The organism is Williamsia sp. Y844, assembly GCF_056786475.1.
The window spans coordinates 229,811-250,047 of the sequence record NZ_JBXCJB010000002.1 but is presented as its reverse complement, the minus strand read 5'-3'; the positions used below and the strand labels follow the sequence as shown (position 1 = coordinate 250,047).

At 64.7% G+C, this 20,237-nt stretch carries 15 protein-coding genes; 2 read left to right on the top strand and 13 right to left on the bottom strand.

Going from position 1 to position 20,237, the window contains the following annotated elements; genetic code table 11:
• The first annotated feature begins 59 nt into the window (after positions 1-59).
• Positions 60-728, top strand: a complete 669-nt coding sequence (locus AC1TQG_RS13525; protein ID WP_482138730.1) for a response regulator — start codon at positions 60-62, stop codon at positions 726-728.
• Here AC1TQG_RS13525 and AC1TQG_RS13520 read toward each other — a convergent pair.
• Together AC1TQG_RS13520 and AC1TQG_RS13515 are read right to left on the bottom strand one after the other, a co-directional pair.
• Complete coding sequence (locus AC1TQG_RS13520) at positions 725-2,728, bottom strand: vWA domain-containing protein (RefSeq protein ID WP_482137652.1); 2,004 nt, start codon at positions 2,726-2,728, stop codon at positions 725-727. The two genes, AC1TQG_RS13525 and AC1TQG_RS13520, sit on opposite strands and share 4 nt — an antisense overlap.
• A gap of 16 nt (positions 2,729-2,744) precedes the next feature.
• On the bottom strand, positions 2,745-4,160 hold the full coding sequence (locus AC1TQG_RS13515; RefSeq protein ID WP_482137651.1) for a sigma 54-interacting transcriptional regulator: 1,416 nt from the start codon (positions 4,158-4,160) through the stop codon (positions 2,745-2,747).
• A gap of 156 nt (positions 4,161-4,316) precedes the next feature.
• Between AC1TQG_RS13515 and AC1TQG_RS13510 the strand changes: the two genes are divergently transcribed.
• Positions 4,317-5,570: a CaiB/BaiF CoA transferase family protein gene (locus tag AC1TQG_RS13510; protein WP_482137649.1), complete on the top strand. Its 1,254-nt coding sequence runs from the start codon at positions 4,317-4,319 to the stop codon at positions 5,568-5,570.
• A 102-nt stretch (positions 5,571-5,672) separates the two neighbouring features.
• Here AC1TQG_RS13510 and AC1TQG_RS13505 read toward each other — a convergent pair whose 3' ends face one another.
• The 11 genes from AC1TQG_RS13505 to AC1TQG_RS13455 form a co-directional block, all read right to left on the bottom strand.
• On the bottom strand, positions 5,673-6,401 hold the full coding sequence (locus AC1TQG_RS13505) for a sulfite exporter TauE/SafE family protein (protein WP_482137647.1): 729 nt from the start codon (positions 6,399-6,401) through the stop codon (positions 5,673-5,675).
• Between the two features lie 118 nt (positions 6,402-6,519).
• Positions 6,520-8,085 carry a bifunctional phosphoribosylaminoimidazolecarboxamide formyltransferase/IMP cyclohydrolase gene (gene purH, locus AC1TQG_RS13500; protein ID WP_482137646.1) on the bottom strand — a complete coding sequence of 522 codons (1,566 nt, stop codon included), beginning with the start codon at positions 8,083-8,085 and terminating at the stop codon, positions 6,520-6,522.
• On the bottom strand, positions 8,082-8,690 hold the full coding sequence (purN, locus tag AC1TQG_RS13495) for a phosphoribosylglycinamide formyltransferase (RefSeq protein WP_482137644.1): 609 nt from the start codon (positions 8,688-8,690) through the stop codon (positions 8,082-8,084). The genes purH and purN overlap by 4 nt, the downstream gene beginning before the upstream one ends.
• 120 nt (positions 8,691-8,810) lie before the next feature.
• Entirely contained in the window at positions 8,811-10,310 is a 1,500-nt protein-coding gene (locus AC1TQG_RS13490) for a cell division protein PerM (protein ID WP_482137642.1), read from the bottom strand.
• Between the two features lie 183 nt (positions 10,311-10,493).
• Positions 10,494-11,696, bottom strand: coding sequence for a DUF5336 domain-containing protein (locus AC1TQG_RS13485; RefSeq protein WP_482137641.1), 1,203 nt, complete (start codon positions 11,694-11,696; stop codon positions 10,494-10,496).
• 447 nt (positions 11,697-12,143) lie between these two features.
• Positions 12,144-13,796, bottom strand: coding sequence for an AMP-binding protein (locus AC1TQG_RS13480; protein ID WP_482137639.1), 1,653 nt, complete (start codon positions 13,794-13,796; stop codon positions 12,144-12,146).
• A 27-nt stretch (positions 13,797-13,823) separates the two neighbouring features.
• The gene (locus AC1TQG_RS13475; protein ID WP_482137637.1) at positions 13,824-14,660 is read right to left on the bottom strand and encodes an HpcH/HpaI aldolase/citrate lyase family protein; all 837 of its coding nucleotides are present in this window, start codon (positions 14,658-14,660) and stop codon (positions 13,824-13,826) included.
• A 32-nt stretch (positions 14,661-14,692) separates the two neighbouring features.
• Positions 14,693-15,211, bottom strand: a complete 519-nt coding sequence (locus tag AC1TQG_RS13470; RefSeq protein WP_482137635.1) for a MaoC family dehydratase — start codon at positions 15,209-15,211, stop codon at positions 14,693-14,695.
• Entirely contained in the window at positions 15,208-16,380 is a 1,173-nt protein-coding gene (locus AC1TQG_RS13465; RefSeq protein ID WP_482137634.1) for an acyl-CoA dehydrogenase family protein, read from the bottom strand. Before AC1TQG_RS13465 ends, AC1TQG_RS13470 begins: the two co-directional genes overlap by 4 nt.
• Positions 16,377-18,392 (bottom strand): ATP-binding protein, encoded by a 2,016-nt coding sequence (locus AC1TQG_RS13460; RefSeq protein ID WP_482137632.1) that lies wholly within the window; start codon positions 18,390-18,392, stop codon positions 16,377-16,379. The genes AC1TQG_RS13465 and AC1TQG_RS13460 overlap by 4 nt, the downstream gene beginning before the upstream one ends.
• A gap of 11 nt (positions 18,393-18,403) precedes the next feature.
• On the bottom strand, positions 18,404-19,987 hold the full coding sequence (locus tag AC1TQG_RS13455) for a carboxyl transferase domain-containing protein (RefSeq protein ID WP_482137630.1): 1,584 nt from the start codon (positions 19,985-19,987) through the stop codon (positions 18,404-18,406).
• Between the last annotated feature and the right edge of the window lie 250 nt (positions 19,988-20,237).

The following is a 20,237-nucleotide window of genomic DNA, read 5'->3' as shown; positions in this document are numbered from 1 at the left end:
CGCGCTAACTTGAAGGCGTGAAATCCAATGGGCTCCCGGCAATTGACGGTGAGCGCCCAATGCCGATCCGCGTCGTCGTCGCCGACGATCAGGCGCTGTTCCGCAGTACCCTCACCCTGTTGATCAACAGCGAAGCCGGACTGCAGGTGGTGGCCGAGGCCTCGGACGGCGCAGAGGCGGTGCGAGCGGCCCGAAATCACATCCCCGACGTCATCGTCATGGACATCCGGATGCCCGGTATCGACGGTCTGCAGGCCACCAAGGCGATCGTCGACGACCCCCGCCTGCGCGAGTGCCGCATCCTCATCCTCACCACGTTTGAGCAGGACGCGTACGTGATGCTCGCGCTCCGAGCGGGCGCCAGCGGATTCGTCGGCAAAGACCTGGCGCCGGCCGCACTGCTCGCCGCGATCCGAACCGTCGCGCGCGGGGACGCCCTGCTGTCACCGTCGGCCACGAAATTGCTGATCTCCCAGTTCCTCTCACACCCGACCGTCGGCAGCGGTCGCGGCGCGTTCGACGTGCTCACGCCCCGAGAACGGGAAGTGGTGATACTGGTGGCGACCGGACTGTCGAACAGTGAACTCGCCGGACAACTCGGGATCAGCACCCTGACCGCGAAGACCCACGTCAACCGCGCCATGACCAAACTCGGGGTACGCGATCGCGCGCAGTTGGTGATCGCCGCGTATCAGGAGGGCATGGTCCGGCCCGGTCGCCTGGGCTAACGGTTGTTCCGGCGTCGCTTTCCGCCGAGGTAGTCACCGACCACGGCAGCACCGAGACCGTCGAGGTCGGGCGCCACCACGCGGCCCGACACCCTGCGCGCCATCTGATCCACGAAGTGGACCAGCCCGGGGTCGTCGCCGAGCCGGAAGAAGCTGACCTGAGCACCCATCCGCCCGACATTGTCGAGTTCGCGGACGGTGGCACCGAGCGTCGCCGGATGCGGCGGGTAGTAGAAGAACGGCTCGCCGCCGGGCAACAGATGCGCGGTCGGCTCACCATCGGTGACGATCAGTACCACCGGCTGGGCATTGGGGTGGCGACGAAAGTGCCGCTGTGCGAGCAGGAGCGCGTGATGAAGATTCGTACCCTGTTGGCGCATACCGTCCAGGCCGATGAGTTCGCTCATCTCCAGGGTCCGGGCGTAGTGACCGAACGAGATCAGTTGCAGTTCATCGCTGCGGAACCGGGTGGAGATCAGATGGTTGAGCGCCATCGCCGTCCGCTTCATCGGCGTCCAGCGATTCTCGAGCCACATCGAGAACGACGTGTCCACGAGCAGCGCTACCGCGGCCTGACTGCGGGCTTCGGTTTCGGCGACCTCGACATCGCGGACGTCGATCCGCACACCGTCGCGGATCATCGCGTTGCCTGCATGCCGTTTGTCGCGGTCCTCGGTCATGGTGCGCAACACCGCATTGGACACCGTGCGGGTGACGTCCCAGGGTTCGGTGTCGCCGAACTCCCATTCCCGCGACGACCCTGTCGGCTCGCCGGCCAATCCGGCGCGGCGGGTCTGCCGGTCACCGTGGCGTCCCGAGAGTTGTTCGGCCACATCCCGGAAGATGGACTGCCCCAGTTGTCGCATCGCCTTGGGTGAGAGCTTGAGCTGACCGTCACTGCCGCGTTCGAGGAGTCCCTCCTCTTTGAGGGCCTTTTCGAGTTCGGCCAGTGTTCGGGCGTCGACCGCCGCGTCTTCCCCGAGCTGGCGGGCCAGCGCATCGAGGTCGACGTCATCGAGTTGTGCACCCGAATACTGTTGTGAGAGTTGGTCCGACAAGGACTCGAGTTCAGCGAGATCCTGGAGGGCACCGGCACCTTCACCCATGCCCATCCCCTGCTGGCCTTCGAAACTCTGGCCCTCGTCCCAGCCCATACCCGGACGAGCCTGCCGCAGTTGGGAATCCATCTGCGAGAGCTGACCCATCAGATCCGGTGAACCGAAAGCCTGCTGCGACAACTGGTCGAGCTCGGCCCGCTGTTCGGGCGACAACGAGTTGTAGAACTGCTGCGCAGCTGCGCTGCGGGCCGCCAGCGAATCGATCAGCTCTTCGGTGTTGCTCGGGTTCTCGGGAAAGAAGTCCCCGTGGTTGTCCATGAACTCATCGAATTGCTCGGTGGTGTCCTCGCCACGGTTGTGCGCGGCGAGGAGCTCATTGAGGTCCTTGAGCATGTCCGTGATGCGCTGCCGGTCTTCCTCGGTCGCGCCTTCGAGGGCTTCTTTCATCCCCGCAAAACGCTGATCGAGTAACTCCCGGCCCAGCAGATCTTTTATCTTGTCGTACTTCTCCTTCGCCTCCGGACTGCGCCAGTTGTACTCGGACAGATCCTGGACCGCCTGCGCGGTCGACGGGGGAAGGTTCTCGATCTGCATCTCGGCGAACCGGGCGTCGTCGTCGAGGGCCCGCGCGAGTTGCTTGCGCTCGTCGAGCACGGCCTCGTCGAGCAGCTTGCGGATCTCTTCGAAGGTCCCGTTCAGGTTGCGGGACTTGAGGATCTGCTCGCGACGCTTGTTGGCCATCTCCCGCAGTTCATCGAGTCCCCGCATGTTGTTGCTTCCGCGGCGCAGGAACTCCCGCATCGCGGACTGTGGGGATCCACCGGCCATCACGTCGTCGCCGATGGCGTCGAGCGCTTCGCGCAGGTCCACCGGTGGTGCCAACGGATCTGGACCACCGGTGTACCGCAGATAGCGTGAGCGGTGAAAATTATTGCGGGGCATGTCGAATTCTCTCGGTTCAGCCGTACACGGTCTGGCCGGTGCCGTCGGCTTCTTTGCCGATCCGCCGGGCCAGGAACAGACCCTCGAGCGCCAACTCGAGGGCACTGGCACGTTCTCCGTCGTCGATGACATCGAGTCGCTCGGCGATCTTGTTCACCACCGGCTCGGTGCCTTCCGGCATCGACGTCAGCAGATCGTTGGCAGAGACCCGGTCACCGGTCACCACCGGTTCACTGGCCTCGAGTGCGGTGACCAGCGTCGCCAGATCGACACCACCGAGGTGCTCGCGAACCGTGTCTGCGGTCGACTTACGCAGGAGATGCTCGAGGATCTCGATCTCACGGCCTTCTTCACCCGATTCGAACTCGACCTTGCCCCGGAGCACCTCGATCACCGACGAGAGGTCGACAACGCGTGCCACCGCAAGGTCCTCACCGAGCACCGCGGCCCGGTGCAGTGCCGCGGCGGCAACGGTTTCGGCGCCTGCGATGGCAAAGCGGGCCGAGACGCCCGATCGCTGATCGATCGCCGGGTTGTCGCGGACGTACCGGGTGAACCGCGCGATGATCTCGATGAGGAAGGTCGGCACGGTCGCCGTCAGGTCGGCTTCCTGCTCGATGACCGCGATCTCGTCCTCGAGTTCGATCGGATAGTGGGTACGGATCTCCGCACCGAAACGGTCTTTGAGGGGCGAGATGATCCGGCCGCGGTTGGTGTAGTCCTCGGGGTTGGCGCTGGCCATCAACACGACGTCGAGCGGCAACCGGAGGCTGTAGCCGCGGACCTGGATGTCGCGCTCCTCCATCACGTTGAGCATGGAGACCTGGATGCGTTCGGCGAGGTCGGGCAGCTCGTTGATCGCGATGATGCCGCGGTGCGCCCGCGGGATGAGCCCGAAGTGGATGGTCTCCGGATCCCCGAGGCTCCGTCCCTCGGCGACCTTCATCGGATCGACATCGCCAACCAGGTCACCCACCGAGGTGTCCGGGGTGGCGAGCTTCTCGGAGTAACGCTCGCTGCGGTGCCGCCAGCCGATCGGCAGGTCGTCGAGCAGGTTCGCGGCTTTGCGGATCGATGCCGGGGTGATCGGTTCGAACGGGTGCTCGTCGAGTTCCGAACCCTCGATGACCGGGGTCCACTCGTCGAGCAGGCCGACTATCGTCCGCAGCAAACGGGTCTTGCCTTGTCCACGTTCACCCAGCATCACCACGTCATGCCCGGCGAGCAGGGCCCGCTCGAGATGCGGGATCACGGTGGTCTCGAAACCCAGGATCCCGGGCCACGGGTCGACGCCTGACCGCAGTGCGGTCAGCAGGTTGTTGCGGATCTCGTCCTTCACGCTTCGCTGCACATGACCCGAGGCACGAAGCTCGCCGAGGGTCCGTGGAGAAGGGTGTGCCGAGCGGATTGTCGTCGTGTGGGGTGTGCTCACCTCTTCTACGCTACGAGGCCGCGCCCGGAAGTGCACTTGTTACGCCCGCAGAGGAACTCCTGGCGCCTTCTCAAAGCCCTCTCGAGTTACCCTTCCGCGACGCGCCCGACCGAGCCCGATTGCCGCCTGCGGCCAGCGATTCGACAAACTGAGGAGATGACAAGCACCACATCGTCTCAAGCGCAGGCATCGGGATCCGAGCCGGCAGTCCCCACCGGGGCACTCGACGGGATCCGGGTCCTGGAGCTGGGTTCGCTCATCGCCGGCCCTTTTGGTGCCCGTCTGCTGGGTGATCTCGGGGCGGACGTGATCAAGATCGAGGCGCCGAACTCCCCGGACCCGCTGCGCGGTTGGGGCCAGGCCGAACGCGACGGACACCACTTCCTGTGGACCGTCTACGCCCGCAACAAGCGAGCCATAACGCTGAACCTGCGCAGCGAACGCGGCCGCGAGATCTTTCTCGAGCTGGTGGAGCAGGCCGACATGATCGTCGAGAACTTTCGTCCCGGCACCCTCGAAAAACTCGACATCGGCTACGACGTACTCCGCGAACGCAATCGGGGCATCATCCTCGTCCGCGTGTCGGGATACGGACAGACCGGACCCGATGCAGGCCGCGCGGGATACGCCTCGGTTGCCGAAGCCGAAAGCGGTCTACGGCACCTCAACGGCTATCCCGACCAGCCGCCGCCACGCATCGCACTGTCGCTCGGGGACACGCTCGCCGGGATGTTCGCCGTGCACGGAGCGCTCGCCGCGCTCTACCGCCGCACCGTCACCGGCGAAGGTCAGATCGTGGACGTGGCGCTGAACGAGGCCTGCCTCGCGGTCCAGGAATCAACCATCCCCGACTACGACCAGGGCGGTGTGGTCCGCGGACCATCCGGCACCCGGCTCGCGGGCATCGCACCGTCGAACATCTACCCCACCGGTGACGGCAGCATGGTTGTCATCGGCGCCAATCAGGACACCGTCTTCCGACGCCTCTGCGCGGCGATGGGCAAACCCGAATTGGCGACCGATCCCCGATTTGCCGATCACGGGGCCCGCGGAGCGAACCAGGACGAGATCGACGAGATCATCGCCAAGTGGACCGCAGAGCAGCCCAAAGACCATCTCATCGCGCTGCTCAAAGAGGCCGGGGTGGTTGTCGGGCCGATCAACACCGTCGCCGAGGTGGTCACCGATCCCCAACTGCTGGCCCGGGACATGATCACCCCGCACTTCGACGAACGGATCGGCGAAGACGTCCTCGGTCCGGGCATCGTCCCCAAATTGACGGGCACCCCGGGCCGGATCCGCAATGCGGGGCCGTCTGTCCCCGGTCGTCACAACACCGAGGTCTTGAGTGAACTCCTGCACCTCGACGACGCGGCGATCAAGGCGTTGAAAGACGACGGCGTCCTCTGACCCACCCACTGTCAAGCAGACGCTCCGGATTTACGAGGACGCTCCACATATTTGTGGAGCGTCCTCGTATATCTGGAGCGTTTGGGGAAGTTCGGAAGCCGATCAGCGATAGGCCAACCAGATCGCCAGCCCAAAACCGGCGAATGCGATGGCAATTCGCAGCGGTGTCGCCGGGATCCGGGCCACCACCGGTGGTCCGACCCAGCCGCCTGCCAGGCATCCGACACCCATCGCGGCGGCGGCACCCCAGTCGATGGATCCGAAGAACACGAACACCAGGGCGGCAACGGCATTCGATGCGGCCAGCAACACCGACTTGAACAGCGTTGCCTGCCATATCGTCTGCGTCGTGGCGATGAGTGAGACGGCCAGGAAGATGATCCCGGCGCCGGCACCGAAATAGCCGCCATAGATGGCGATCACGAACACCGCGACGGGCAGAATCCCGGGAATGTCTCGATGGCCGGACATCCGGCGAATCATCGGCTGGCACAACACCGCAAGGGCCGCGACCGCCACCAGGTACGGGACCACGGTCTCGAACGTGCTCGCCGACGTCAGCAACAGGACCACCGCGCCGACAAGACCACCGGCACCGGCACAGCCCAGCAACGCCAGCAGGCGTCGGTCGAACGAGATGGATGCCCGCGCCGACGTCGCACTGCCGATACCGACCGGGATCAGGGCCACCGTATTGGTGACATTGGCGGTAATCGGTGGCAACCCCGCCAGCAACAGGGCCGGATAACTGACGAGGGATGCAAGTCCGGTCACGTAACCAACCACACCGGCAAGGAAGCCGGCGGCAATCAAGAACGCCAGTTCCGCCACCGCCGCAACCTACCTCACTGCCCCTCACTCCCGCTCCCCCGCAAACGCTCCGGAAATACGAAGACGCTCCACATATTTGTGGAGCGTCTTCGTATAGATGGAGCGTTTGCGGGTGGGGCTAGTGGGCGAAGTGCCGGGCCCCGGTCAGATAGAGGGTGATGCCTGCCTCGTTGGCGGCCGCGATCACCTCGTTGTCACGAATCGAACCACCGGGCTGCACAACAGCTTTCACGCCACCGTCGATGAGCACCTGCAGTCCGTCCGGGAACGGGAAGAACGCATCGGAGGCACCGACACTGCCACGAGCTCGGTCACCGGCACGCGTCACCGCGAGGTGCGCGGAGTCGACGCGATTGACCTGACCCATACCGACACCGACCGACGCCCGATCGGACGCCAGCAGGATCGCGTTGGACTTCACCGAGCGGCAGGCCCGCCAAGCAAACTCGAGGTCGGCCAGGGTTGCCGCATCGGCAGCTTCGCCTGCCGCCAACTGCCAGTTCTCCGGCGAGTCACCCTCGGCGTCGAGGATGTCGCGGTGCTGAACCAGCACCCCACCGCTCACCGGCTTCAGTTCGACGGCATCGCGGCGCGGGGGCTGCGCAAGCAACACCCGGACGTTCTTCTTGCGGGTCAGAACCGAAAGAGCACCATCTTCGAATCCCGGGGCGACGACGACCTCGGTGAAGATCTCCGCGATCTGCTCGGCCATCTGCAGGCTCACCGGCCGGTTCGCGGCGATCACTCCGCCGTACGCACTGACCGGATCGCACGCGTGCGCCTTGCGGTGCGCCTCTGCGACGTCGTCCGACGTGGCGATGCCACAGGGGTTGGCGTGCTTGATGATCGCCACCGCAGGGTCGGTGAAGTCATAGGCGGCGCGCCAGGCGGCGTCGGCGTCGGTGTAGTTGTTGTAGCTCATCTCCTTGCCGTGCAGCTGCTCGGCTTGGGCCAGGCCCGGGGCCTCGGTGCTGCTGACATACAGCGCGGCCGGCTGATGCGGGTTCTCGCCGTAGCGCAACACCGACGAGCGCTCCCAGCTCTTGCCCGCCCAGACGGGGAACTCGCTGTCGGGCTCGGGCGCGACGACGCGACCCATCCACTCCGCGACCGCGATGTCGTAGTCGGCGGTGTGGCGGAATGCCTTCGCGGCCAGCGACTTACGCTCGGAAAGCGTGAATCCCCCGGCCTCGACCGCAGCCAGGACGTCTGCGTAGTCGGTGGGGTCGACCACCACGCCGACGGACGGATGATTCTTGGCGGCACCGCGCACCATCGACGGTCCGCCGATATCGATCTGTTCGACGCACTCGTCAGGGGTCGCACCCGAAGCCACCGTCTCGGTGAACGGGTAGAGGTTCACGATGACCAGCTCGAACGCGGCGATGCCGAGTTCGGCGAGCTTCTCGACGTGCGCGTCCTTGCGGGTGTCGGCCAGGATGCCGGCGTGCACCACCGGGTGCAGGGTCTTGACCCGACCTTCCAGGCACTCCGGGAAGCCGGTCAGTTCGGAGACCTCGATGACCGGGACACCGGCCTCGGCGATCTTCTTGGCCGTCGAACCGGTCGACACGATCTCGACGCCGCCGGCATGCAGGCCCTTGGCCAGTTCGGTCAGCCCGGATTTGTCGTACACGCTGACCAACGCCCGACGGAAGGGCTTGCGCTGCAGGTCATTACTCACGGAATGTGGGCCTTTCGTCCTTCGATGACAACACCTTTGGTGGCAATCGAACGAACCACCGCTACAAGCAGCACCCGTTCGACCATCTTGATTCGTTCATGCAACGTGATTTCGTCGTCACTGGACTGCACGGCGACCGGGGCCTGCGCGAGAATCGGGCCGGTGTCCACGCCGCTGTCGACCAGGTGAATGGTCGAGCCGGTCACCTTGACACCGTGGGCCAGTGCATCGGCCACCGCGTGCGCGCCGGGGAACGACGGCAGCAACGCGGGGTGGGCATTGATGATGCGGCCACCGAAACGGGCGATGAACTCCGGCCCCAGGATCTTCATGAATCCCGCGGCCACCACCAGGTCGGGGTTGAACGCGGCGACGGTGTCGGCGAGCTTGCGATCCCATTCGGAGCGGTCGCTCGTCATCGGGACGATCGCAGTGTCCACGCCGCGTCGTCGCGCCGCCTGCTCGGCCGCACACTCACGGTCGGTCACCATCGCGACAACGTTGCCCGGATAGTCGTCGTCCTCGGCTGCGTCGAGCAATGCCGAAGCCAGCGAACCCGCGCCCGACGCGAGGATGACAACGGACACCGGGGTGACTGACGGCATGGCGTCCAGTGTGGAACTCCTCGAACTCTGGTTTGAACGGAAATCTACGACGACGCGGGCCCCTCATCGAGTGGTCCGCAGATGCCTCGTCTCGCGCTGTCGAGCCTAATCGCTGCTGTTTCAGCGAGGCCGTCGGGTACCGAACTCGTCGGTCGAGACCAATTCCTCGCCGCCGACGGCGTCGATCATCCCGGAGTCGGCATCATCCCAGTCGGTCTCGGTGACCCAATCGTCGACATCCCAGCCGTCGATCGCCGGGGCGACGTCGATCAGGACACCGGCGTCTGAATCGAGGATCGGGATCTCGGCCGGTTCGCGATACTCGATCTCCAGCTCTGCCGGGACCGCCTCTGCGGCTTCATCCAGGTCGTCGAACTCGTCGAGGTCCCGCGGGGCATAGTCGTCGTAGATCAGGTTCATGGCCCGCGCGCGAGCCCGCCGGGTCGACGGCAGCGCGCTGTGGATCAGGGCCATGACCGAACCGACAACGGCAATCCAGCCGAATGCGAAGACCCCCACCACCGGCAGGTTGACGCCGACCTCACCGAGCACACCGAGCTTTCCACCGGACACAGCCGAGGCCGCCACGATCGCCAAGGACGTCAGACCCGCGGCCACCACTACGGTGCGGATGTTGCGCAGCAGCGACAGATCCACGCACAGTCGGGCGACGATCAGCGACACCATCGCCGCGCCGGCAAGCAAGATCAGACCCCACCGGCCACCACCGCCGTCGGGAAGCACCGCCAGGATCGGCAGCGGCGGCACCTGTCCGCCGACCGAACCGAAGAGGTCGACGGTCGCGCCGCCGACCTGCACGGGCGCCCCGACCAACGCGGCCGCCGAACCGATCACCACGTTGGGCAGGTAGAGCAGCGAGAGCAAGAACAATCCGAGGACACCGGCCACACCATTGCTTGCCGACAGCAGCTCACCGGCGACGGACCAGTTGATGATCAGCCGGAAGGCGACAACCAATGCGCCCAGCGTGAACATCGCGATCACCGCGATAAAGCCACAGCGCAGACCCTTGAGTACCCAGTCGGCCACGCCGGTCCGCACCACAATCGTCGGCCACCACTTGTAGGCAACACCGCCGAGCGCGCCCACGGCCTGGACCGCGAACGTGCAGACGAAGGCCAGCAGCGCATTCGGGCTCTGCAAGGTCATCACCGTCGATGCATCCATCACCACGGCCAGCGACAGCACCGTGGCGAGCAGTGGTCCGCCAACGGCGGCGAGGATCACGGCCGCGACCTCGGAGTGCGGACGGTCGATGTCGGTCGCCCGGGCGGTGGACCGTCCCACCACGAACATCATCAGCAACGTGGGTGCCAGGGGCATCACACCGACGGTCACGTCGCCGACGGTCATGGGTACCTGATGAATTGCGAACCACATCGACGCCACCGTCGCGGGCAGACTCCCGAGGCCGTCCCCCACGCTCAGCAGGATGACGATCGTGACCAGGATCAGAAGCGCCAGAGTGGCAGCTGTGGTCCCGAAGGCAAGCCGGACCAGCGCCCGGGTCGAATCCGCGGCACCAACCTCATCGGCGCGGCGCGAGCGGCGTATCTCGCGCAGACGCGCGGCGAGGTTTTCCGCTGTAGAACTGACCACTTGACCAGGGTGTCATTCGCATCGCGTACCGATGGTCAGGCGCGCCGAAGATATGCAGTTTACGAATTGATGAATTGACACACCTGGATAAAAAAACACACCGAACAGTTGTGACCTCAGGCCATAACTGTCCGGTGTGTACTTCGGTACGGGAATTGTTTCCGCACCCGATTCAGCAGGTTTCTAGCGCTCCGGTGACTTGAACTGAGTTGTCGGATCGCCGCCCTGGCTCGGGCGGTCCTCGGAGCTCGAAGCTCCCGGCACCTGATACGAGGTTGCCCCCGGATGTGCACCGGATGACGGAGCACTCGGCTGCGCGGACGAGGGGCTACTCGGCTGCGGTGTGGCAGATGGGTTCGCGGTCGGAACAGCCGTCGTCGCATCCGAACTGCCGGACTTGCTCTGCCCGCCCGTGTCTGCGGCGGACGGAGCATTCTGGCCGTAACCGGTCTGCGCGTATGGATTGCTCTGCGCGGCCTGGTGGCTACCGGAGCTCGATGCGCTCTGGCCGGACGATGCCTGGCCGTAGCCTGCGCCGTACCCGCTCGCCTGTCCGTATCCGCCACTCTGTCCGTAGCTCGGAGCCGATTCTGCTGCGGCCTGCTGCGAGCCGGTCGATCTGGACGATGTGGTCGCCGAGGCATCCGCCGATGCGGTCTTGATGATTCCGGCTTCGACCAGCAACCATGCCACCGCGACGGCAGCCTGGATGATGCCGAAGACGATCACCAGGATGAATCCGATGCCTGCGTCGCCCTCACCCTTGGTGAGGAACTGGAACAGGATCAGCAGTCCGCCGATCACCGAGAGGCCGGCAACCACACCGCTGAACTTTGTCTCCTGCTTGAGGAGCAACGTCGACAGTGCGACCAGGCCGGCGGCACCGAGGATGGTCAGCGCCGTCGCCTCCCACTGGAACATGTGGTTGTTCTCGAGGCCCTCCATGTCGATCACCGGGGCAAAGCCGAGGAAGAAGTTGATCAGACCGAGGGCGCCGAGCGCGTAAACCAGGTACGTCCCGATTGCGGCGGGCAGACCTTGCCGCGCCGCCGGCTGTGAGTAGCCCTGCTGGCCATAGCCATAGCCCTGCTGGCCATAGCCCTGCTGTCCGGCAGGTTGCTGCCCGGCAGGCTGCTGGCCGTATCCCTGCGGGGGCTGCTGGCCGTAACCCTGTTGCCCGGCAGGCTGCTGGCCGTATCCCTGCGGGGGCTGCTGGCCGTAGCCCTGTTGCCCGGCAGGCTGTTGTCCGTATCCCTGGGTCGGCTGCTGGCCGTAACCCTGGCCGTATTGCGGCGCTCCGGCTTCGGGTTGTCCCGCGCCGGGGTACTGGGAGCCTTGGTACGGCTGCTGCGAGCCGTAGCCGGACCCCCCGGGTTGATAGCTCATTTTCCACTCCTGCGTTTGAGGACTTGGGTGTCGCGCCCCACGCTAGTACATCCGTCTGGGCCGACGGCGGCCGATTTGGTCGGGTTGTCCTACTTACAACCTACGGTCAGCGCCTGAACAGGTCGAACACTCTGATCGTCAGACCACAGGTCGGCACCCGAGGTCGGCGTATTTGCCACTTTGATCACCATATTTGATACCGGCCACCGTGGGCCGAACTCGCCGATTTCAGTCTGCGGATCCCGCCCGGACCGCTACACGCGCGCGCGGCCGAATCCGCCAGGCATGGAAGTGAAATGAATCGACCGGACCGTGAGAAACGTCGAATTGGACGCTGTGACCCAATTCAAAACAACCCGGCCACAATTTGTTTGAGTCCACGAAGAATATTCGGTCTCGCAGGCTGCGAATCGAATTACTGCCCAGAAACTTCCACGATCCGTACCGTCAGCTATCGAGGATCTCCAGTGCCTGCGCTCGCATCTGGACCTTGCGGACCTTGCCGGTCACGGTCATCGGGAACTCGTCGACCAAATGCACGTATTTGGGGATCTTGTGGCGGGCGATCTTGCCGTCCGCAAACGCATTGAGGTCGTCGACGGTGAAAGTGCCTGCACCGTCGCGCAATTGAATCCACGCCATCAGTTCCTCGCCGTACTTCTCATCGGGTACGCCGATCACCTGTGCATCGAGGATGTCCGGGTGCGTATACAGGAACTCTTCGATCTCACGCGGATAGATGTTCTCTCCCCCGCGGATCACCATGTCCTTGATGCGGCCGGTGATCTGGACGTAGCCGTGGCTGTCCATGACCGCCAGATCGCCGGTGTGCATCCAACCGTCGGCGTCGAGCACGTCAGCAGTCTTGTCCGGCTGGTTCCAGTACCCGATCATCACGCTGTACCCGCGGGTACAGAACTCGCCGGTCTCACCGCGGGCGACGATGTCACCGGTCACCGGGTCGATGATCTTGATCTCCAGGTGTGGTCCGACCCGTCCCACGGTGCCGACCCGTCGCTCGAACGTGTCGTCGGTGCGCGTCTGGGTCGACACCGGCGCGGTCTCGGTCATGCCATAACAAATCGACACCTCCGCCATGTGCATCTTGTCGATGACCTGCCGCATCACCTCGGCCGGACACGGTGATCCGGCCATGATGCCGGTCCGCAGCGAACTGAGGTCGTAGCTGTCGAAATCGGCCAGTGCCAGCTCGGCGATGAACATCGTCGGCACACCGTAGAGACTCGTACACTTCTCGGCTGCAACAGCTTTCAGCGACAATGACGGGTCGAAGCCCGGCGCCGGGATGACCATCGCGGCACCGTGGGTCGTGGCCGCGAGGTTACCCATCACCATGCCGAAGCAGTGATAAAACGGCACCGGGATACAGATGCGGTCCGCTTCGGTGTAGCCGCACAGCTCGCCGACCAGGTAGCCGTTGTTGAGGATGTTCCGGTGGGACAGTGTGGCGCCCTTGGGCTTCCCCGTGGTTCCCGATGTGTACTGGATGTTGATTGCGTCATCCTGACTCAGCGACGCGGCAATCTTGTCCAGGGCGGCGAGCTCGGATTCGGTTGGCGTGGCCAACAACTCATCCCACGCAGGGCTGTCGAGCAACACCACCGATTGCAATGCGTCGCAGTTGCCGAGAGCGGCGGAAAGCATGCCTGCGTAATCAGCACCGCGGAACTCACGGGCAGCGATGACCATGCGGGTACCGGATTGGGCCAGCGCGAACTCGATCTCGGTTTGCCGGTATGCCGGATTGAGGTTCACCAGGATGACGCCGAGTTCCGCAGCGGCGTATTGGGTCAGCACCCATTCGGCACAGTTCGGAGCCCACAGTCCCAGGCGATCACCGGGCCCCAACCCACTGCGCGACAGCCCGGCGGCAAGTGCACGAACCTGCTGCCGGAGTTCTTCATACGTCCACCGGCGACCCGTCGGAACGTCAACCAGGGCTTCGCTGTCGGGGAATCGCTCCGCGGTATCACGAAGCGATTCGCCGATGGTCAGCGTCAGCAGCGGTGGTTCTTCTTCACCTTTGGCGTACGAGCGCGGCACGCTTTCGGCACCCCTCGTAGACGAGCGGTCAGACATCGTTGTCTCCTCACCGGTCACACCTGGTCAAGCTGTTGCTGGATCAACCCTTCGCATGATGGCCTCGGCCTGTCCGAGCAGTGGCGAATCGATCATCTGACCGCCCACCCGAAAGACACCGCCGACATTGTCTGCAGCGGCCGCGAGCACTTCGCGTGCCCACTTGACCTCGCCATCGGTGGGGCGATATGCCGCCCGCACGATGTCGACCTGGGACGGATGGATACATGCCGTCGCCTCGTAGCCCAGATTCACCGCGTCGAGGGCTTCCAACTGCAAACCTTCGGTGTCGGCGATCTCGATGTGTACCGAGTCGATGGCAAAACGTCCGTGACTGGCACAGGCCAACCGGACCATGCCGCGAACCTGGCGGGCCACGTCGCGGTACCGGCCGGCGTTTTCCTCGGCGGCGGTGAACCGGCTCGACCGGCCACCCATCGCGGCGATCAGATCTTCGGCACCCCACATCAGTCCGATGCAGTTGGGCGCCGCGGCGATCTGATCCGCCTGGGTGGCCCCGAGCGGGGTCTCCACCAGCGCAACCACCTGGTATCCGATCGCCAGCAACTGGTCCGCGCTTTCGGCTTTCGCCAGCATCACGACGCGATAGTCGGTCTGTGCCAGCGCCTTGAGATCCTTGAGATGATCGCCGGTGCCGGCCGGATTGATCCGGACCATGGTGATGTTGGGGTCGATCGGGTTGTTGATCAACGCCTCGCGCGCATCGTCGCGGGCTTCGGGACGGACCGCATCCTCGAGATCGATGATCACCGCGTCGGCACGTTCGGCAGCCTTGGCGTATCGCTCCGGCCGATCAGCCGGGACGAACAAAATCGCCGGCCCCGGTGGACTCCAGTTCGTCACCGATTTCCCTCCTGTGCGTTCTACCTCAATGGTCACGGGTTCTTCCGAACCAATGTCGATCGCTGTGCAAGAGCAACTATGTCACCATGCTGATTCTTTCCTATATGACGCAGGGACACCACGCCTTCACCGGGCCTTGATTTGCTTTCCCTCTTCCCGGTGCAGACGGTTTCCGCGTACAGCGTGTCGCCACCGAAGAGCGGCTTGGGGAAGGCGATCTCCGAAAAACCGAGGTTGGCCACCAAGGTGCCCTGGGTCAGCTGACTCACCGACAGTCCCACGATGGTGGACAACGTGAACATCGAATTGATCAGGCGCTGACCACCGAATCCCGGCTGCTCTGCGGCGAACGCCGCGTCGAGGTGCAGGGCCTGGGTGTTCATCGTCAGCGTTGTGAACAGCACGTTGTCGGCCTCGGTGACCGTCCGGCCGGGACGGTGTTCGTAGACGGTGTCGATCTCGAACTCTTCGAAGTACAGACCGCGCTGCGTGACGCGTTTCGGTTCCCCACCGGAGTTGGTGTTCATTTCACTGCCCGACGTGGTGCTCATGCGAACCCCAGCTCACGTGCGATCAGCATCAACTGGACCTCGGTGGTGCCCTCACCGATCTCGAGGATCTTCGAGTCGCGGTAGTGGCGTGCCACGGGGTACTCGTTCATGAATCCGTAGCCACCGTGAATCTGGGTTGCCATGCGGGCATTGTCCATCGCCGCCTCGCTGGACACGAGCTTGGCGATCGCGGCTTCCTTCTTGAAAGGCTTGCCTGCCAGCATCTTCGATGCAGCGTGGTAGTAGGCCGTGCGTGCCGTGTGGGCCCGCGCCTCCATCCGCGCAATCGAGAACGACACCGATTGGTAGTCGCCGATGGGGCGGCCGAACGATTGGCGCTCCTTGGCGTACTTCACGCTCTCGTCCACACACCCCTGAGCAACACCGGTCGCCAGCGCGGCGATCGCAATCCGTCCCTCATCGAGGATCGACAGGAAGTTGGCGTAACCCCGACCGCGTTCGCCGAGGAGGTTCTCCGCGGGCACCCGCGCGTCGTCGAAGCTCAGCGGGTGCGTGTCAGAGGCATTCCAGCCAACCTTGTTGTACGCCGGTTCAGCGGTGAATCCCGGTGTGCCACTGGGCACGATGATGGTCGAGAGCTCCTTGCGGGGACGGCCGTCAGCGCCGGGCGAACGAGTACCGGTGACAGCGGTGACCGTGACCAGCGAGGTGATGTCGGTGCCGGAGTTGGTGATGAACTGCTTGGAGCCGTTGATAACCCACTGATCGCCGTCTTCCTTGGCGGTGGTGGCGGTGGCCCCGGCATCAGAACCGGCGCCGGGTTCGGTGAGACCGAATCCGGCCAACTTCTTTCCGGCGGTCAGGTCGGGCAGCCAGGTCTGCTTCTGCTCCTCGTTGCCGAATCGGTAGATCGGCATCGCACCCAGGCCGACGCCTGCCTCGAGGGTTATGGCAACGGACTGATCGACTTTGCCGAGTTCTTCCAGTGCCAGTGCCAGGGCGAAGTAGTCGCCGCCCATGCCGCCGTACTCTTCCGGGAAGGGCAGACCGAACAGGCCCATCTCCCCCATCTGGCGAACCACGTCGTACGGAAAGCTGTGCTCGGCATCATGTTTGGCCGATACCGGTGCAACCACCTGCTGCGCAAAATCGGCAACGGTTTTGCGGAGTTCGTCGTATTCCGCGGTCAAGTCGTCGGTGACGGTCATTCGGGTGTTCCTTCCGGGTTGTCTGTCGCTGTGTGATCGATCACGACCGCCAGCGCTTGGCCGGCGGTGACTTTGTCACCGACCTTCACATTGACAGTGAGATCGCCGCCGCGCGGAGCGGTCAGGGTGTGTTCCATCTTCATTGCTTCGACCACCAGTACCGGCGCACCGGCCTCGACCGCTTCGCCACCGGGATTGAGCACCGCCACAACCGTTCCCGGCATCGGACTGGTGATCTCACTGAGGGCTTCGTCATCGGCCGACGAACGCAGGAGATGCGCCGTCGCGACCTCCCAGATGCCATCGGGACCGCTGATCCAATACTTCTGGTGGTTCTCGTGGCCCAACTCGGCGTCCGGATCGGATTCGGCGATGAGCCAGCGGGCACCGTCACCGTCAACCGTGAGTCGCTCGCCGTGCAGCGCCGCCGACGCCTTCCAGTCCCCGATCTCCACGTGCGCATCGGTCTCCGGTCCGGTCACTGACACGGTGACTTTCTCGTCGCCGACCTGCAGGCGCGTCCGGGTGGCAGCGGCGCCGCCGATCCGCCAGCCGACCTCAGAGGTCCACGGCGTGCCCGCATGTCGCGCGCGGCGGGTCCGGTGCAGGCCGACGAGGGCCAACGCTTCGGCCGGGACGGCGGGGGGCGTGTAGTCGACGATGAGACGATCGAGCAGTTCGGTGTCGAGGTCACCATCGCGAACCCGGGGTTCATCGAGCACAAACCGACAGAAATCGATATTGGTGCGCAACCCGAGGACGTGGGTGTCGGCCAGTGCGGCGCCCAGTCGTTCGATGGCATCAGCGCGATCTTCGCCGTGGACGATGACCTTCGCCAGCATGGGGTCGTAATCGCTGCCGACGACCCCACCGGTGACGATGCCGGAGTCGACCCGGATTCCGGGTCCGCTCGGCTCGTCGACCAACAGCAGTTGCCCGCCGGTCGGCAGGAATCCGGCTGCCGGATCCTCCGCGTAGACGCGCGCCTCGATGGCATGACCGGTCATGGTCACGTCGTCCTGACCGAAGTCCAGCTTTTCGCCTGCGGCAACCCGTAGCTGCCATTCGACCAGATCGATGCCGGTGACCAACTCGGTGACCGGATGTTCCACCTGCAGACGGGTGTTCATCTCCATGAAGAAGAACTCGTCGGGGCGATGCGCCGAGACGATGAACTCCACCGTTCCGGCACCGGTGTAGCCGACCGATCGAGCGGCGTCGCAGGCCGACGCGCCGATCCGGGCCCGCGTTGCGGGATCCAGCAGCGCGGACGGGGCCTCTTCGATGACCTTCTGATGCCGTCGCTGCAGCGAACACTCACGTTCCCCGAGGTGCACGACGTTGCCGTGCGTATCGGCGAGGACCTGCACCTCGATGTGGCGCGGGGTGTCGACGAACCGCTCCAGGAACAGGGTGTCGTCGCCGAATGCGGCTCCGGCCTCACGACGGGCGGTGTTCAATGCGGCCGGAAGTCCGGCCGCATCCTCGACCCGATGCATACCCTTGCCGCCACCGCCTGCGCTCGGCTTGATCAGTACCGGGAACCCGATATCAGATGCTGCCGCGATCAATTCATCGTCGGTCAGACCCGGTCGAGAGATGCCCGGAACCACCGGGACGTCGCGCTCCGCGACCGCCGCGCGGGCAGCTATCTTGTCACCCATGACCTCGATGGCCTGGGTCGGCGGGCCGAGGAACAGGATCGAGGCTTCTTGCAGTGCTCGCGCGAAAGCTGCGTTCTCCGAGAGGAATCCGTACCCGGGGTGCACCGCATCGGCGCCAACACGCTTGGCCGCGTCGATCACCTTGCCGATATCGAGGTAGCTCGCCGTGGCCGCCGCGGGTCCGATGTGCACGGCCTCGTCGGCAAGGCGTACGTGCAGCGAATCGGCATCAGCATCGGAATACACTGCAACGCTGCGGATTCCCTGCGCCCGCAGGGTACGGATGACCCGGCAGGCGATCTCGCCCCGGTTGGCGATGAGAACTTTTTTGATTGTCTTGGTTGCCATGGAGGTGCCTCTCACATCCGGAAGACGCCGTAGGACACCGGCGCCAACGGCGCGCGGCGTGCGGAAGCCAGCGCCAGCCCGAGCACGGTGCGGGTGTCGGCCGGGTCGATGACACCGTCGTCCCACAACCGAGCGGTCGAGTAGTAAGCGCCGGACTGATTCTCGAACTGTTCCCGGATCGGAGCCTTGAAGGCTTCCTCGTCGGCGGGGTCCCACTGCTCGCCACCGCGTTCGATCTGGTTGCGGCGCACCGTTCCCAGAGTGTCGGCGGCCTGCGGCCCACCCATCACCGAGATCCTGGCATTCGGCCACATCCACAGGAAGCGAGGCGAATACGCCCGGCCACACATCGAGTAGTTGCCTGCTCCGAACGAGCCGCCGATGATCACGGTGAACTTGGGCACCCGGGCACAGGCCACCGCGGTGACCATCTTGGCACCGTTCTTGGCGATACCACCCTGCTCGTATTCCCGTCCGACCATGAAGCCGGTGATGTTCTGCAGGAACACGAGCGGGATCTTGCGCTTGTCGCACAGCTCGATGAAATGTGCGCCCTTGAGGGCACTTTCACTGAACAGCACGCCATTGTTGGCGATGATCCCGACCGGATGTCCATGGATGTGGGCAAACGCCGTCACCAGCGTGGTGCCGTATCCGGCCTTGAACTCGTTGTATTCGCCGCCGTCGACAACTGTTTCGATCACGCCGCGCACGTCGTAGGGGGTGCGGGCATCCGTCGGAACGATGTCGTAGAGGTCCGTCTGCGAAACTTTCGGTTCCCGCACCGGCTGCACCTCCCACTGCGGCGCCTCCTGCGGACCGAGGGTCGACACGATGCGACGAACCCGCTCGAGAGCGTCTTCGTCGTTGTCGGCGAGGTGGTCGGTCACGCCCGACACCGTCGAGTGCATGAGACCGCCACCGAGATCTTCGGCGGTGACGTCTTCACCGGTGGCCGCCTTCACCAGCGGCGGACCGGCCAGGAAGATGGTGCCCTGATCACGCACGATCACCGTCTCGTCACTCATCGCAGGCACATACGCACCACCGGCGGTCGAGGAGCCCAGGACCGCCGAGATCTGCGCGATGCCCGCGGCGCTCATGTTGGCCTGGTTGTAGAAGATCCGACCGAAGTGGTCGCGGTCTGGGAACACCTCGTCCTGCTCCAGCAGCATCGCGCCGCCCGAATCCACCAGGTAGATGCAGGGCAGCCGATTGGCGGCCGCGATCTCCTGCGCGCGCAGGTGCTTCTTGACCGTCACCGGGTAGTAGGTGCCGCCCGATACGGTGGCATCGTTCGCGATGATCAGGCATTCCCGCCCGGCCACCCTGCCGATACCGGCGATCACGCCGGAAGCAGGCGCCTTGCCGCCGTACATGTCCTCGGCCGCCAGCGGAGCGATCTCGAGAAACGGGCTGCCGGCGTCGAGCAACGTGTCGATCCGGTCGCGGGGCAGCAACTTGCCCCGGGACAGGTGACGCTCGCGGGCCTTGTCACCGCCGCCACGTGCGACGCGACTGAGCCGTTCTCGCAGCTCGGTGACGTTTTTTTCGTGCGCCTGCCGCCACTGGCCTGCGACTGCGGTTGTGGACACCTGCGCCCACCTTTCAGTTAGGAGCGATTAACTGAATTGGACGTTACGCGCCTTCCGGTCCAATTGTCACGTGTTTCCGAACGGCGATGTCGCGGTTGCCCACATCGGCCGTCGCCGAGCGATGCCCGTGTCGGCCTCGACGCGAGTCGGCATATGTGGGCGCGGTCACAGGCTGCAGTACGATCGGCTTACCGAATTGCACGTCCTCGTCCCACCACCCCCGGGGCGATTACAAACGAAATAGAGAGCC

Coding starts and splice junctions, on each gene's coding strand:
- AC1TQG_RS13525 (WP_482138730.1), top strand. CDS start 60: ATGCCGATCCGCGTCGTCGTCGCCGACGATCAGGCGCTGTTCCGCAGT.
- AC1TQG_RS13485 (WP_482137641.1), bottom strand. CDS start 11,696: ATGAGCTATCAACCCGGGGGGTCCGGCTACGGCTCGCAGCAGCCGTAC.
- AC1TQG_RS13510 (WP_482137649.1), top strand. CDS start 4,317: ATGACAAGCACCACATCGTCTCAAGCGCAGGCATCGGGATCCGAGCCG.
- AC1TQG_RS13480 (WP_482137639.1), bottom strand. CDS start 13,796: ATGTCTGACCGCTCGTCTACGAGGGGTGCCGAAAGCGTGCCGCGCTCG.
- AC1TQG_RS13470 (WP_482137635.1), bottom strand. CDS start 15,211: ATGAGCACCACGTCGGGCAGTGAAATGAACACCAACTCCGGTGGGGAA.
- AC1TQG_RS13465 (WP_482137634.1), bottom strand. CDS start 16,380: ATGACCGTCACCGACGACTTGACCGCGGAATACGACGAACTCCGCAAA.
- purN (WP_482137644.1), bottom strand. CDS start 8,690: ATGCCGTCAGTCACCCCGGTGTCCGTTGTCATCCTCGCGTCGGGCGCG.
- AC1TQG_RS13460 (WP_482137632.1), bottom strand. CDS start 18,392: ATGGCAACCAAGACAATCAAAAAAGTTCTCATCGCCAACCGGGGCGAG.
- AC1TQG_RS13520 (WP_482137652.1), bottom strand. CDS start 2,728: ATGCCCCGCAATAATTTTCACCGCTCACGCTATCTGCGGTACACCGGT.